Source organism: Pseudescherichia sp. (assembly GCF_032052675.1).
Taxonomy (GTDB): domain Bacteria; phylum Pseudomonadota; class Gammaproteobacteria; order Enterobacterales; family Enterobacteriaceae; genus Pseudescherichia.
The window spans coordinates 27,800-42,798 of record NZ_DAMBWA010000002.1 but is presented as its reverse complement, the minus strand read 5'-3'; the positions used below and the strand labels follow the sequence as shown (position 1 = coordinate 42,798).

The window sequence follows — 14,999 nt, the reverse complement described above, 5'->3', positions numbered from 1 at the left end:
TCGTTTTTTTAATACAAAAAATTTCTATACGTTTGTGATAGAGATCACCCTGGCTAATGAAGGTTAAAAAAATGTTTAAATGTTTAGCCCGGCACCTGCATCAGACAGCATCCCATAAGCAATCGGCGGTAGATTAAACCACTATTTTTAGCAATAGCGGCCCATTGCGCTGCCTGAGAGGCAAAATAGCAGAAGATATCGCCATAGCCCCCAATCTTCCGATTTCATTTAGTGGAAAAAACTATCAAATGGCTAAAGCCAAAATTTAACGCTAAATAACAATCTTCCAACCGGCGCTTTATCCCGGACAATTTATATGTAACAGTTTATTACAAAGGTATTGCCTCAGCGTCCTGGATAGGGAACATTACCCGCCGTTTCCCCTCCCTTATAACTATAAGCTCGATGGGCTCTGGCCATCGCGCACTGAACACCCCCGTTAATATGGGATGTAAAAAAAGAGGTATATGTGTCGACTGCAAACAACAAACCAACAGAGAGCGTCAGCCTGAACGCTTTCAAACAGCCCAAAGCGTTTTACCTGATCTTCTCCATTGAGCTGTGGGAGCGTTTTGGTTTCTACGGCCTGCAAGGGATTATGGCAGTCTACCTGGTGAAACAGCTGGGTATGTCAGAATCCGACTCTATTACGCTGTTCTCCTCCTTCAGCGCCCTGGTCTATGGCCTGGTGGCCATCGGCGGCTGGCTGGGTGATAAGATCCTCGGTACAAAACGCGTGATCATGCTGGGCGCGATTGTGCTGGCTATTGGCTATGCGCTGGTGGCCTGGTCCGGTCACGATGCGGCCATCGTCTATATGGGTATGGCAACCATTGCCGTAGGTAACGGCCTGTTCAAAGCCAACCCCTCTTCGCTGCTCTCTACCTGCTATGCGAAAGACGATCCGCGTCTTGATGGCGCCTTCACCATGTACTACATGTCCATCAACATCGGCTCATTCTTCTCTATGCTGGCAACTCCGTGGCTGGCGGCGAAGTTTGGCTGGAGCGTGGCCTTCTCCCTGAGCGTGGTCGGGATGCTGATCACCGTCGTTAACTTCTTGTTCTGTAAGCGTTGGGTAAAACAGTACGGCTCGAAGCCGGACTTTGAACCGCTGCGCGTCGGTAGCCTGCTGGCCACTATCGCTGGCGTTGTTGTCCTGATCGCCGCGGCAACCTGGCTGCTGCACAACCAGGGTATTGCCCGTATGGTACTGGCGATCGTGGCGCTGGGTATCGTGATTATCTTTGCCAAAGAGACCTTCTCAATGCACGGCGCGGCGCGTCGTAAGATGATCGTGGCCTTCATTCTGATGCTGCAGGCGATTGTGTTCTTCGTCCTCTACAGCCAGATGCCGACCTCGCTGAACTTCTTTGCCATCCGCAACGTTGAGCACTCTATTCTGGGTATCGCCTTCGAGCCGGAGCAGTATCAGGCCCTGAACCCGTTCTGGATCATTATTGGTAGCCCGATTCTGGCCGCTATCTATACCAAGATGGGCGACACGCTGCCGATGCCGTTTAAGTTCGCCTTCGGGATGGTGCTTTGCTCAGCCGCGTTCCTGATCCTGCCGCTGGGGGCTAAATTTGCCAGCGACGCCGGGATCGTCTCTGTGAGCTGGCTGATCGCGAGCTACGCCTTCCAGAGCATCGGTGAGCTGATGATCTCCGGCCTTGGTCTGGCGATGGTGGCCCAGCTGGTTCCACAGCGCCTGATGGGCTTCATCATGGGCAGCTGGTTCCTGACAACCGCCGGGGCAAACCTGATCGCTGGCTACGTAGCAAACATGATGGCTATACCGGAAAACGTGACCGATCCGCTGATGTCGCTGGACATCTATGGCCGCGTATTCCTGCAGATTGGCATGGTGACCGCTGTTATTGCAGTGCTGATGCTGCTCACCGCGTCGAAGCTGAACCGCATGACGCAGATGGATGAGAAAGAGTTAGCTGAGTCTGAAGCAGCCTCCGCGTAACTGTCCCGGGAAACGCAAGCCAACAAAAAAGCCGCTGAGAGATCAGCGGCTTTTTTTGTTTTAACAGAGATGCAGGATACGGGGTTTTGTAGGCCTGGTAAGCGTAGCGCCACCGGGCATTACTCTGCTGGCGCAACAACGCCGGGCGACACTGCGTTTGCCCGGCCTACGTTTAAGGCAGATTATACCTCTGTGGCGCGGAACAGATGCTCGGGTCGGGCAATGCGATCCTGAGCTGCAACTACCTGTAGCTCATACTCGCCCATCTCTTTGGTGGTAAGCATGATTTCATACACTGCCGCCGTCACGTGCTCCAGCGCATCGCGCAGGGATGCCCCCTGAAGCAGTTTAACCAGCAGCAGCCCGCTGGTAACGTCGCCCACGCCCACCGGCTGACGCATACCAAAATCCACCAGCGGGCGGCTGATGTGCCAGGCTTCGCTCTGCGTGACCAGCAGCATCTCGAAGCACGCCATGCTTTTAGCGGCGCGTGCCAGATGCTTGATCAAGACAACCTCCGGCCCCTGAGCAATCAGCTCGCGGGCGGCGACAACGGCCTCGTTGATGCTGTTAACCGGATGGCCGCAGAGCATCTCCAGCTCAATCAGGTTCGGAGCGATAATATCGCTGGCAGGCAGGGCATAGCGCGCATGGAACTCGGCGACGCCGGGGGCGACGATGCATCCCTTTTCCGGATGGCCCATCACCGGATCGCAGAAGTATTTCGCCTGCGGATTGGCCGCTTTGACCTGGCGCACAATGCCCAGAATATGCTCACCCTGCTCCGCTGAACCGAGGTAGCCCGTTAACACCGCGTCGCACGTCTTTAGCTTGTCGATATCGGCAATGCCCTGCACGATCTCGGTCAGATGCGCAGGTGGCATCACGCAGCCGGTCCACTTGCCGTACTGGGTGTGGTTAGAGAACTGAACCGTGTTGAGCGGCCAGACGTTGGCGCCAAGGCGGCGCATCGGGAACTCAGCGGCGCTGTTGCCGGCATGACCAAAGACGACGTGAGACTGGATGGCGAGGATATTCTTCATTTTCTTACCCGGACATAAAAATAAGGGAGTGATTTCTCACTCCCTGTGCTTAGTGCATTACTTCCAGCAGATCAGACAGTAATTTTTCTTGCCGCGACGCAGCAGCGTATAGCGACCAAACAGGCGATCGCTGTCGGTAAAGGTGTATTCCGCGTCGGACTGTTTTTCACCGTTGACGGTGACCGCGTTGGAGGCGATGGTCTTGCGTGCCTGGCCGCGGGACGGCTGCAGCTCAGAATCTACCAGCGCCTGCATGAGATCCGCGCCCTTCTCCATTTCAACCATCGGGACGCCGTCCTGCGCCAGCTGCTCGAAGTCGGCTTCGCTCAGATCGCTAAGGGTACCGTTGAACAGGCTGGCGGTAATCCGTTTCGCCGCTTCCAGCCCCTCTTCGCCGTGTACCAGACGGGTCACCTGCTCGGCGAGCACGTACTGGGCGCGCGGCGCTTTACCGCTGTTCTTATCTTCCTCTTCCAGGGCGTTGATCTCCGCGATATCCATAAAGGTGAAGAACTTCAGGAAGCGGTAGACGTCGGCATCGGCGGTGTTGATCCAGAATTGGTAGAACTTATACGGGCTGGTTTTCTTCGGATCGAGCCAGACCGCACCGCCCTCGGTTTTACCAAACTTGGTGCCGTCGGCTTTGGTGATCAGCGGAACGGTCAGGCCGAAGACCTGATTCTGATGCAGGCGGCGGGTCAGGTCGATACCGGAGGTGATGTTGCCCCACTGATCGGAGCCGCCAATCTGCAGCGCCACGCCGTGCAGCTTGTTCAGGCAGGCGAAATCGTAGCCCTGCAGCAGGTTATAGGAGAACTCGGTAAAGGAGATACCCTGATCGTCACGGTTCAGACGCTGCTTCACCGCTTCTTTGTTGATCATCTGGTTTACCGAGAAGTGTTTCCCGATATCGCGCAGGAAGGTCAGCACGTTCATGCCGCCAAACCAGTCGTAGTTGTTTGCCGCAATGGCCGAGTTGTCACCGCAGTCAAAGTCGAGGAAAGGCGCAACCTGTTTGCGGATCTTATCGACCCACTCCTGGACGGTATCTTCAGTGTTAAGTTTACGCTCGGCGGCTTTAAAGCTCGGATCGCCAATCAGGCCCGTTGCGCCACCCACCAGCGCTACAGGCTTGTGGCCTGCCTGCTGGAAGCGTTTCAGGCATAACAATGGAACCAGATGCCCCAAATGCAAGCTGTCAGCGGTGGGATCGAAGCCGCAATAGAGCGCGATCGGGCCTTGCGCCAGTCGCTCTGCTAACGCATTTTCGTCCGTCACCTGAGCCACGAGGCCCCGCTCTTGCAATTGTTTAATCAAGTTACCGCTTGCCATCAAATTCTCCATGTATCTAACGCTGCACCTCTGCCGGTACACGACTTTTCGCTCGTTACGAAAGAGGGATAGAATAAAGCGCTGGAACCAGGAGTACCAGCGCTTAAATCAACATTTTTCAGCGATTAAGGCGCAAGACGATCGATTTTCCAGCCGCTGTTTTCACGCTGGTATAAAAAACGGTCGTGGAGGCGGTGCTGACCCCCTTGCCAGAACTCCATCTGCTCAATGCTGACGCGGAAGCCGCCCCAGAAGCTGGGTAGCGGCACCTCACCCTGCTGAAACTTCTGCTTAAGCTCAAGGAATTTACTTTCGAGCACGCCACGGGCGGAGATGCGGCTGGACTGCTGAGAAACCCATGCGCCAATCTGGCTGTCGCGCGGGCGGCTGTGAAAATATTTCACCACTTCAAGCGTAGAGAGGCGTTCTGCTTTCCCGATGACCATTACCTGGCGCTCCAGCATATGCCAGGGGAAAAGCAGGCTGATCTGGGGATTGTTCTCGATATGGTACGCCTTGCGGCTGCCGAGGTTGGTATAGAACACCAGACCTTTTTCATCATAGTGCTTGAGCAAAACGATACGCTGGTAGGGCTGACCTTTCTCATCAACCGTCGCCACCACCATTGCGGTAGGATCGGCGAGGCGAGCCTCACAGGCCTGGCTGAGCCAGCGTTCAAACAGATCTAGCGGCTGGGAAGGCAGATCGGCGCGGCGCAGACCGCCTTTGGTGTACTCGCGGCGCAGGTGTGCGATATGCTGCAGATCGCTGTTATTTGCATCATTATTGTCTGACATGGCGTTCGCTACGTGAATGTTCAGGTGACGCTATTGTGCGCCGCCCGGGTAAAAATCTCAACGCTGCGGATTTTGTAGCTGGCAGTTATTCAAAATAATGCGATCGTGCTTGTAAACCGTGGCGTTATCCCCTTTTGACCAGAAGACGTAGATCCCATCGGTATAGCGCGCGCCAGAGGCAGAAAGCCCCTGCTGCAACGTAAGCGGCGTATCGTCGAGCATGAAGCTAACCTCCTGGCGGGTCTGGTTTAGCTTAACCGTCAACGGTTTCTCATCATCGCACTGATACGCCAGCGTGTCGGTGTGCATACGTTCCATAAACTGGTTGTAGGTGGTACATCCAGCAAGCATCACGGGTAATAAAGCTATCAGTAATCTTTTCATGATCCATCCTAAAACATATCCCAGGGCAAAGCCTATCACGGCCTTGCCCCTGCTTTGTTTTAGTCTAACGTCTCGTTACAAAAGAAAATTTAGGTTATGTCTGATTATGCCGTGGATTAGCAGGAAAGATAGCGCCTAACACGCTGGGCTGAGAGGCTCCGGTAACGGAGGGCAAATTACCCGGCAGACCGGCAACGGTACGCCACGCTAACCAGGCGAAGGCCAGCGCTTCCATATCGTCTCCGCTAATTCCTGCCTCATCGGTCGTTCCTACCTCAATGCCCGGCAGCAGGCTGGCCAGCCGCGCCATTACCAGTGGATTTCGTCCCCCGCCGCCGCAGACCAGCAGACGTTCACAGCCGCCGCTCAACAATACCTGCTCAGCGATGCTGACCGCCGTCAGCTCTGCCAGCGTGGCCTGAACGTCGCTGCCCGCGAGACCAGGGAAATGGGCAAGCTGACGCTCTAGCCAGCCGTAGTTGAAGTACTCCCGCCCGGTGCTTTTGGGCGCGGGCCGGGCAAACCACGGATCGCTGAGCATCTGCTGCAGCAGCGGCAGGATGACGCTACCCGTGCTCGCCCAACGGGCGTCCTTATCGTAGGGCTGGCCCTTCTGCCGCCAGATCCATGCGTCCATCAGCATATTACCCGGTCCGGTGTCATAGCCTCTGACCGGCAACCCAGGAAAGAGCAGTGAAAGGTTGGCAATACCGCCAATGTTGAGCACCATACGCCGCTCAACCGGATGCGCCAGCAGCGCCTGGTGGAAGGCGGGAACCAGCGGCGCCCCCTGGCCGCCAAGCGCCATATCCCGACGGCGGAAATCGCCTACAACCGTAATCCCAGTGCGGGCGACGATCTGGTTGTTATCGCCAATTTGCAGCGTATGCGGCGCGTCGCCACCCGGCTCATGCCAGACGGTCTGGCCGTGGCAGCCAATGGCCACAATATCCTGCGGCCGCAGGTTTTCCTGTTTGAGCAGCGCCAGGACGGCATCGGCAAACAGTTTGCCCAGACGGCTGTCTAACTGCCCCAGTTGGGAGAGCGTGAGCTGTTGACCCTGGCAGATAGCGAGAATGGCCTCTTTCAGCGACACGGGAATAGGCCAGCTCAGGCTGGCCTGCTGCGCCACCATGCGATCGTCAATGGCCGCGAGGACAACATCTACCCCATCAAGACTGGTGCCTGACATAACGCCAATATAGCGACCCGATTTCATACGCCGTCCTTCTCTCTGCGTGGCTGTGTTCCAGTATCCCACCTTAAAGCGATTGCCCGGGATATGTGTAGCGCTATTTTGATTATTCAGTCCGAATTTGCACAGGATAACTTGTCCATTTATGGCTTGTTTAAGTAAAGTTAAGCTCTGCAACCGTACTATTTTCGCATTGTTTTGGCAGAAGGTGTGACCTGTCATCTTTAAATGCCATATAATTTATAGATGACGGATGCTCGTCCGAGCGTTTTAGGTGAACAGGAGATTCATAGATGATTTTACGTACACTGGCAGTTTCCCTGATTGGTTTCACTCTGGCGGGCTGCGTGAATGACAGCAGCCTCTCCGGGGACGTTTACAGCGCATCCGAAGCGAAACAGGTGCAAAATGTCACTTACGGTACCATTGTTAACGCGCGTCCGGTGCAGATTCAGGGCGGCAATGAAAATAATGTGATTGGTGCCCTGGGCGGTGCCGTGCTGGGTGGCTTCCTCGGTAACACCGTCGGCGGCGGCACAGGCCGATCGCTGGCAACGGCTGCAGGCGCAGTAGCAGGCGGCGTCGCGGGTCAGGGTGTCGAAGGTGCGATCAATAAAAGCCAGGGTGTAGAGCTGGAGATCCGTAAAGACGACGGCAACACCATCATGGTTGTGCAGAAACAGGGTAATACCCGCTTCGCAGCAGGCCAGCGTGTTGTACTGGCCAGCAACGGCAGCCAGGTTACCGTCTCTCCGCGTTAAGCATGCGAACAGTGGCCGCTACGGCGGCCCTTCCACCCTAAAAAAAGCCCTGCTTTCGCAAGGCCCTTGTCAGCGTTAGTCACGCGATTGTAACTCAATGATATTATGCTCAAGCCGGCCAATCAGGCTGATGAGCTGCTCCAGCTCGCTGGCTGAGATACCGGAAAGGATCTCCCCCCGCGTTTTATTGATGACGGACTCCATCTCATCAATGATGGGTGCGGCTTTCTCGGTGAGCTTGATACGTTTTGCACGCCGATCGCTGGCACAGGTCTGGCGCGAAATAAGCCCCTTCTCTTCCAGCTGATCCAGTGTACGCACCAGCGACGGCTGTTCGATGCCGATCGCTTTTGCCAGTTGAATTTGCGACTGTTCGGGCGGAAGCTGATGAATGTTATGCAGCGTTACCCAGTGCGTCTGCGTCAATTCCAGAGGTTTTAGGCGATGGTCAATCAGTGCACGCCAGATACGTACTAAACGTGCCAGATCAGAACCCAATGGCGATTCCAATTTCATCTCCTTATAATTAGCTTGCTAAGTTATTATGCTGATTTTAGAATAGTGTGCAATATTTATATTTCCAAAACAAACGTATTGCTTATTTTACCTAAAGCTGACCCGATCAGCTTAGAGCAGAAAAAGAGTGCGTTAACGTGGTTTTTGCTAAACCTATAAACAATGATAGTTAATGCAAAGGATTACGATTTGTGACGCTTATGCTTAATGCAACAGGATTGCCCCTACAGGATCTGGTGATCGGCGCCTCTCTCTATTTCCCCCCATTTTTCAAAGCGTTCGTATGCGGATTCATTATCTGGCTAGTGGCGCATCGTCTGTTGCGTGACTGGATCTATTCTGGCGAAATATGGCATCCCCTGCTGATGGATCTGTCGATCTTTACGCTTTGCGTCTGTCTGAGTTTCGTATTGCTGATTGCGTGGTGAGTATGTCGCTTAAAACAGTTAAATATTTTTCTACGATTGCGATCGCCGTTATCGCTGTGCTGGCGGGATGGTGGTTGTGGAACTACTACATGCAGTCCCCGTGGACCCGTGACGGCAAAATTCGCGCCGAGCAGGTGAGTATTACGCCTCAGGTTTCCGGCAGCATTACCCGGCTTACGATTAAAGACAATCAGTTCGTCAACGCTGGCGATCTGCTGCTGACGGTTGATAAAACGCCTTTTAACATAGCGAAACTTAATGCGCAAGCCGAGCTGGCTAAAGCGCGATCGGACCTCGCAAAAGCCACTAACGAAGCCACCCGCCGCCAGCATTTGTCACACAACTATATCTCCGCAGAAGATATGGATACCGCGAACCTGAACGTTAAAGCGGCCCAGGCCACCGTTGAGGCAGCCGAAGCGGCACTAAAACACGCGCAGTGGCAGCTTGAGCAGACCGACGTTCGCGCCCCTGTCGCGGGCTGGGTAACCAATCTTTCGACCCGTACAGGGGATTATGCCACCACCGGCCAGCCGTTATTCGCCCTTGTCGACAGCCACTCTTTTTATGTCATGGGTTATTTCGAAGAGACAAAGCTGCGCCATATTCGTGAAGGCGCGCCAGCCACTATTACCCTGTATAGCGGCAACGTAAAGTTACAGGGTCACGTTTCCAGTATTGGCCGCGCCATCTACGATCAGAGCGTAGAGAGTGATTCAGGCCTGGTGCCTGACATTAAACCCAATGTTCCCTGGGTGCGTCTGGCCCAGCGCGTGCCGGTTCGGATAGAGGTCGACTCGCTTCCCCATAACATCACGCTGATCTCCGGCACGACCTGCAGCGTTGCGATTGGGCAGCGTTAATGCGCGTTTCTTCTTTTAGCTGGCGTAATACGCCCTGGTTTAAAGCAACAGCCGGGCAATGGCGTTATGCATTACGTAACGCCATCGCCATGTGCCTCGCCTTAACGCTCGCCTACTGCTTTAACTTAGATGAGCCGTACTGGGCGATGACCTCCGCCGCCGTGGTGAGCTTCCCAACAGTGGGCGGCGTTATCAGCAAAAGTCTCGGTCGTATAGCTGGCAGTCTACTGGGTGCTACGGCGGCACTGATTATCGCTGGTCATACCTTAAATGAGCCGTGGCTCTTCTTATTTAGCATGGCGGCCTGGCTGGGTCTCTGCACCTGGGCCTGCGCATACTTTACCAATAACGTCGCTTACGCTTTTCAGCTCTCGGGCTATACCGCCGCCATTATCGCTTTTCCCACCGTTAATCTTGTTGATACCGTCCAGCTGTGGGATATCGCTCAGGCTCGCGTTTGCGAGGTCGTGCTCGGTATACTTTGCGGCGGGCTGATGATGATGATCCTCCCCAGCACATCCGACGGAACCGCCCTGCTCACCGCGTTGAAAAACATGCATGCACGCTTACTGGAACACGCCGGTCTGCTCTGGCAGCCTGAAACCAACGATGCCATTCGTTCCGCGCACGAGGGGGTTATTAACCAGATCCTGACGATGAATCTGCTACGTATTCAGGCCTTCTGGAGTCATTACCGCTTTCGTCGCCAGAATGCCCTGCTCAACGCGCTGCTGCACCATCAGCTGCGGCTGACCAGCGTCATTTCCAGTCTTCGCCGCCTGCTGCTGAACTGGCCCAACCCGCCGCAGCAGACCCGCGAGATCGTTGAACAGCTGCTCTCTGCGCTTGCCGCTCCCCATAGTGATCCTTACAGCATCGCACGAATTATCGCCCCCTTACGCCCACAGGACAGTAGCGACTATCACCACCTCGCCTTCTGGCAACGGCTACGCTATTTCTGTGCACTCTATCTGCGAAGCAGCCGCTGGCTGAGATCGCTGGAAAACGGCACGTCTGTCTCGCTGCATATCGCCAGGCGCAGCCCGGGGCTGGCGCGTCATACCGATAGTCTGGAAGCCTTATGGAGCGGTTTGCGCACCTTCTGTACGTTAATGGTGGTAGGTGCGTGGAGTATTGGCACGCAATGGGAGTCCGGTTCCAGCGCGCTTTCTCTGGCGGCAATTAGCTGCGTGCTCTATTCAATTGTCGCCACCCCGTTTAAATCGCTCTCCTTACTGATGCGGACCCTTGTGCTGCTGTCGTTATTCAGCTTTGTAGTGCAATTTGGCCTGATGGTGCAAATAACCGATCTCTGGCAATTTTTGCTGTTTCTTTTTCCGCTGCTGACCACCATGCAGTTACTGAAACTGCAAATGACGAAGCTGGCAGGGTTATGGGGCCAGCTGATTGTTTTTATGGGATCGTTTATCGCCGTGACCAATCCCCCCGTATTCGACTTCGCTGATTTTCTCAATGATAACTCGGCAAAAATCGTCGGGGTGGCTCTCTCGTGGCTGGCGTTCGCTATTCTGCGGCCCGGCTCGGACGCCCGTAAAAGCCGCCGACGTATACGCGCCCTGCGCCGCGACTTCGTCGATCAGCTCAGCCGCCGTCCGGCGCATAGCGAATATGAGTTTGAATCGCTGGCCTATCATCACATTAGTCAGCTCAGCACTAGTCAGGACGCACTGGCCCGCCGCTGGCTGTTACGTTGGGGGGTAGTACTGCTCAACTGCTCACATGTCGTCTGGCAGCTTCGCGAGTGGGAAACGCGTTCCGATCCGCTTTCACGGGTCAGAGACCTTTGCATTGTTCAGTTACGCGATGTGATGAGTGAGCGGGGAGTCGACCAACGCCATCTGACCACCACGCTGCAGACGCTACAGCGTATCTGCGATACCCTGTCCCATCACCATCAACCTGCCGCCCGAGAGCTGGCGGCGCTTATTTGGCGACTACAGATATCCCTGTCGCAGCTTGTACAAGCGCCACCGCCGGGGATGATAAGGTAATTAGTTAATCACGCCACAGGCGTAGCGTGCCCCGCCACCGCCTAACGGCTCTGGTTTATCGGCGTAGTTGTCGCCACCCACGTGGATCATCAGGGATCTGTTTTTCACTTCATCCAGTTTTTTCAGACGCGGGGAGACCACGGGCTCGGTTGCTTTCCCGTCGTTATTAACCTGAAGCACTGGCAGATCCCCCGTATGACCCGCACCTTCTGGCCCCTCATGTTTACCGGTTGTATGGGGATCAAGGTGACCTCCGGCTGCCTCAGCCGCCGACGGCTTACCCTCCTTCATGGCAGGCTCACAGCTTCCCTTGGCATGGACGTGGAAGCCGTGATCGCCAGGCGGAAGCGCTTTCAGATCGGGCGCAAATTCCAGCCCCTTATCCGTTTCGGTGATTTTCACCGTCCCGATGGACTGTCCTACGCCCTGAGAGGTGACAAGGTGCATCTCGACCTCTTCACTGGCAGCCTGCGCACCGGTGCAGGCTAACAGAGTCAATACGGCCAGGCTTAATCGCTTCATATGATCTCCGGTTATTGGCTGTTATCCCTGAAGTTTAAACCAGGGATGCAGATATCACCGGAGAATCAGATAATCAGCTATCAGGGTACGTCATACCCGAGGGCGGCTTTACGGATGCGGAACCACTGTTGGCGGGTAAGCGTGAGTGCTTCAGCAGCAATGGCCGCACGCACGCGCTCGATTTTACCGGAGCCGATAATCGGCAGGGGCGTAGACGGTAGCGCCATGACCCAGGCATAGACCACCTGTTCAATGGTTTCAGCGTTGATCTCCTGAGCGACCTGAGCCAGCTCATCGCGCAGCGGCTGGAAAGCCTCATCGCTAAACAGCCGCCCACCGCCGAGGCAGGACCATGCCATCGGGCGAATGCGCAGCTGCTGAAGCTGGTCGAGCGTGCCGTCAAGCAGCAGAGGCTGATGCACCGGCGAAATTTCAACCTGATTGGTCGCAAGCGTGAACGGCAGACGCGACTGCAGCAGCGCAAACTGTGCTGGCGTAAAGTTAGAGACGCCGAAGTGGCGTACCTTGCCGCTCTGGTGGAGCTGAAGGAACGCCTCGGCAACCTCGTCGGCATCCATAAGCGGATCGGGGCGGTGGATAAGCAGCAGATCGAGGCGATCGGTTGCCAGATTCACGAGGGACTGCTCGGCGCTACTGATAATGTGCTCTTTATCGGTGATGTAGTGGCCGATAACATGCTCTGGACGCGCCGTTGTGGCAATGCCGCACTTCGAGACCACCTCCATACGCTCACGCAGGTGCGGAGCCAGCTTAAGCGCTTCGCCAAAGGCGGCCTCGCACTGATAGCCGCCGTAGATATCCGCGTGATCGACCGTGGTAACGCCAAGATCTAAATGCGCCTCAATAAAGCTGACCAGCTGGCGTGGCGACATATTCCACTCCATAAGACGCCAGTAGCCCATGACAAAACGGGAGAACTCTGGCCCCTGGGGCGCAAGGGTAATACGCTGAACCATAACCGCTTCCTTTCTTTGCAAAGAGATAGGCAAAGAGTATACGTAAAACGGTGCTTAAAACAGTGAGGGCTGCTGCGGTTCTTCATCTGCCGGCTGGCTACCTGCGCGCATTTTGCGCAGGGCTCGCTGACGGCAGAGACGCAAAACGTTCTGCTTTTCGCTATCGCTCATGCGCTGCCAGTTAAAGCGCTCATCCCGGCTGCGCAGGCAGCCCCGGCAGTAGCCATGCTCGTCGGTCTGACAAATTCCCCGGCATGGACTAAGAATGGGGAAAAACTCCAGCTGTTCCGGCACGTCCTTCCTCCTGTAAACGATCGATACTCACTATTGAAGACGCCCGCTGGCCAGAAAGCAACCCTTGCATTAGACCGAATGGTCTATTAGAGTAATATTTATGAACAGAGATACCGAACACGATACCCGTGAACACTTACTGGCAACCGGCGAGCAGCTCTGCATGCATCGCGGGTTCACCGGCATGGGACTAAGCGAGCTCTTAAAAACGGCAGAAGTGCCGAAGGGATCGTTTTATCACTATTTTCGCTCGAAAGAGGCGTTCGGGGTGGCCATGCTTGAGCGTCACTATGTTGGTTACCACCAGCGGCTGGCGCACCACTTTGCTCATGGCAGCGGTAACTACCGCGATCGCGTCATCGCCTACTTCCAGGAAACGCTGAACCAGTTCGCGCAGAAGGGCGTTATTAGTGGCTGCCTGACGGTGAAGCTCTCGGCTGAAGTATGCGATCTCTCTGAGGATATGCGTAGCGCAATGGACAGAGGCGCGAGCCGCGTCATTGCGCTGCTGGCCGAGGCGCTGGAGAACGGGCGCGCAACCCGCTGCCTGGCGTTTGAAGGCGATGCCCTGACCCAGGGGCAGGTACTCTATGCCCTGTGGCTGGGTGCCAATCTGCAGGCTAAAATTTCCCGCAGTGCCCTACCGCTGGAGAGCGCGGTGGCACATGCTAAAACAGTACTTATCACGCCTGTATAACGCAGGCGTTTTATTTGACTTTTAACTAGTCGACCGGTCTATTCAGGAGAAGCTATGTCGAACAAACTGTTTACCCCGCTGAAAGTGGGTGCGATTACCGCGGCGAACCGCGTCTTCATGGCCCCACTGACGCGTCTGCGCAGCATTGAGCCAGGCGATATCCCTACTCCGCTGATGGGTGAATACTACCGTCAGCGCGTCAGCGCCGGGTTAATCATCAGCGAGGCAACGCAGATCTCTGCTCAGGCCAAAGGCTATGCCGGTGCGCCTGGCCTGCACAGTCCTGAGCAGATTGCCGCATGGAAAAAGATCACCGACGGCGTTCATGCTGAAAACGGCCATATGGCCGTTCAGCTCTGGCATACCGGCCGTATCTCCCACGCCAGCATTCAGCCGGGCGGCAACGCGCCGGTGGCCCCATCGGCAATCAACGCCGGGACCCGCACCTCGCTGCGTGACGAAAAAGGTAACGCGATCCGTGTCGATACCTCAACGCCGCGCGCGCTGGATATTAGCGAAATTCCGGGCATCGTTGACGACTTCCGTCAGGCCGTGGCTAACGCTCGTGAAGCTGGATTCGACCTGGTAGAGCTGCACTCCGCTCACGGCTACCTGCTGCACCAGTTCCTCTCTCCGTCAGCTAACCAGCGTACCGACGCGTACGGCGGCAGCGCTGAAAACCGCGCCCGTCTGGTACTGGAAGTGGTCGACGCCGTGAGCAAAGAGTGGAGCGCGGAGCGTATCGGTATCCGTCTCTCTCCGATCGGCACCTTCCAGAATACCGACAACGGCGATAACGAAGAGGCGGATGCCCTCTACCTGATCGAAGAGTTAGCTAAACGTGGTATCGCCTATCTGCACCTCTCCGAGCCGGACTGGGCGGGCGGTCAGCCCTACACTGATGAGTTCCGTGAAAAAGTGCGTGCGCGTTTCCACGGTCCGATCGTGGGTGCCGGAGCCTATACGCCTGAGAAAGCGGAAAGCCTGATTGCCAAAGGGCTGATCGATGCGGTTGCCTTTGGTCGCGACTACATCGCTAACCCGGACCTGGTAGAGCGCCTGCAGCGTAAAGCTGAGCTGAACCCGCAGCGTCCGGAAAGCTTCTACGGCGGCGGCGCGGAAGGCTATACCGACTACCCGACGCTGTAATCGGTACTATTACTGGCATTGATTTACTGGCATTGATAGCGGCAGGGATCCGCC

At 55.7% G+C, this 14,999-nt stretch carries 16 protein-coding genes; 7 read left to right on the top strand and 9 right to left on the bottom strand.

The window, feature by feature from the left end:
- Positions 1–469 precede the first annotated feature (469 nt).
- The gene (dtpA, locus tag RTX96_RS02750; protein ID WP_312670049.1) at positions 470–1,975 is read left to right on the top strand and encodes a dipeptide/tripeptide permease DtpA; all 1,506 of its coding nucleotides are present in this window, start codon (positions 470–472) and stop codon (positions 1,973–1,975) included.
- 182 nt (positions 1,976–2,157) lie between these two features.
- Here dtpA and pdxY read toward each other — a convergent pair whose 3' ends face one another.
- The 5 genes from pdxY to anmK form a co-directional block, all read right to left on the bottom strand.
- Complete coding sequence (gene pdxY, locus RTX96_RS02745; protein ID WP_103820909.1) at positions 2,158–3,018, bottom strand: pyridoxal kinase PdxY; 861 nt, start codon at positions 3,016–3,018, stop codon at positions 2,158–2,160.
- A 57-nt stretch (positions 3,019–3,075) separates the two neighbouring features.
- On the bottom strand, positions 3,076–4,350 hold the full coding sequence (tyrS, locus tag RTX96_RS02740; RefSeq protein ID WP_103820908.1) for a tyrosine--tRNA ligase: 1,275 nt from the start codon (positions 4,348–4,350) through the stop codon (positions 3,076–3,078).
- Between the two features lie 125 nt (positions 4,351–4,475).
- Positions 4,476–5,147, bottom strand: coding sequence for a pyridoxamine 5'-phosphate oxidase (gene pdxH / locus RTX96_RS02735; RefSeq protein ID WP_312670048.1), 672 nt, complete (start codon positions 5,145–5,147; stop codon positions 4,476–4,478).
- A 57-nt stretch (positions 5,148–5,204) separates the two neighbouring features.
- Entirely contained in the window at positions 5,205–5,531 is a 327-nt protein-coding gene (mliC, locus tag RTX96_RS02730; RefSeq protein WP_103820906.1) for a C-type lysozyme inhibitor, read from the bottom strand.
- 94 nt (positions 5,532–5,625) lie between these two features.
- On the bottom strand, positions 5,626–6,750 hold the full coding sequence (anmK, locus tag RTX96_RS02725; RefSeq protein ID WP_312670047.1) for an anhydro-N-acetylmuramic acid kinase: 1,125 nt from the start codon (positions 6,748–6,750) through the stop codon (positions 5,626–5,628).
- A gap of 269 nt (positions 6,751–7,019) precedes the next feature.
- Between anmK and slyB the strand changes: the two genes are divergently transcribed.
- Positions 7,020–7,487 carry an outer membrane lipoprotein SlyB gene (gene slyB, locus RTX96_RS02720; RefSeq protein ID WP_103820904.1) on the top strand — a complete coding sequence of 156 codons (468 nt, stop codon included), beginning with the start codon at positions 7,020–7,022 and terminating at the stop codon, positions 7,485–7,487.
- A 75-nt stretch (positions 7,488–7,562) separates the two neighbouring features.
- Here slyB and slyA read toward each other — a convergent pair whose 3' ends face one another.
- Entirely contained in the window at positions 7,563–8,003 is a 441-nt protein-coding gene (gene slyA / locus RTX96_RS02715; protein WP_312267988.1) for a transcriptional regulator SlyA, read from the bottom strand.
- Between the two features lie 191 nt (positions 8,004–8,194).
- Between slyA and RTX96_RS02710 the strand changes: the two genes are divergently transcribed.
- From RTX96_RS02710 to RTX96_RS02700, 3 genes are read left to right on the top strand one after another with little or no spacing between them, the layout of a single operon-like run.
- Complete coding sequence (locus tag RTX96_RS02710; protein WP_103820902.1) at positions 8,195–8,431, top strand: DUF1656 domain-containing protein; 237 nt, start codon at positions 8,195–8,197, stop codon at positions 8,429–8,431.
- 2 nt (positions 8,432–8,433) lie between these two features.
- A complete protein-coding gene (locus tag RTX96_RS02705) occupies positions 8,434–9,294 on the top strand; it encodes an HlyD family secretion protein (RefSeq protein WP_312670044.1) in 861 nt (286 codons plus the stop codon).
- Positions 9,294–11,306 (top strand): FUSC family protein, encoded by a 2,013-nt coding sequence (locus tag RTX96_RS02700; RefSeq protein ID WP_312670042.1) that lies wholly within the window; start codon positions 9,294–9,296, stop codon positions 11,304–11,306. Before RTX96_RS02705 ends, RTX96_RS02700 begins: the two co-directional genes overlap by 1 nt.
- Here the strand turns inward: RTX96_RS02700 and sodC are convergent, their stop codons facing one another.
- From sodC to RTX96_RS02685, 3 genes are all read right to left on the bottom strand, one after another.
- Complete coding sequence (gene sodC / locus RTX96_RS02695; RefSeq protein WP_312670041.1) at positions 11,307–11,828, bottom strand: superoxide dismutase [Cu-Zn] SodC; 522 nt, start codon at positions 11,826–11,828, stop codon at positions 11,307–11,309.
- A gap of 80 nt (positions 11,829–11,908) precedes the next feature.
- Positions 11,909–12,805: an aldo/keto reductase family oxidoreductase gene (locus RTX96_RS02690; RefSeq protein WP_103820898.1), complete on the bottom strand. Its 897-nt coding sequence runs from the start codon at positions 12,803–12,805 to the stop codon at positions 11,909–11,911.
- A gap of 54 nt (positions 12,806–12,859) precedes the next feature.
- Entirely contained in the window at positions 12,860–13,099 is a 240-nt protein-coding gene (locus RTX96_RS02685; RefSeq protein WP_103820897.1) for a DUF1289 domain-containing protein, read from the bottom strand.
- Positions 13,100–13,199: 100 nt separating this feature from the next.
- Between RTX96_RS02685 and RTX96_RS02680 the strand changes: the two genes are divergently transcribed.
- Positions 13,200–13,796 carry a TetR/AcrR family transcriptional regulator gene (locus tag RTX96_RS02680; RefSeq protein WP_103820896.1) on the top strand — a complete coding sequence of 199 codons (597 nt, stop codon included), beginning with the start codon at positions 13,200–13,202 and terminating at the stop codon, positions 13,794–13,796.
- Positions 13,797–13,850: 54 nt separating this feature from the next.
- Positions 13,851–14,945, top strand: a complete 1,095-nt coding sequence (locus RTX96_RS02675; protein ID WP_312670040.1) for an alkene reductase — start codon at positions 13,851–13,853, stop codon at positions 14,943–14,945.
- The last annotated feature ends 54 nt before the right edge of the window (positions 14,946–14,999 follow it).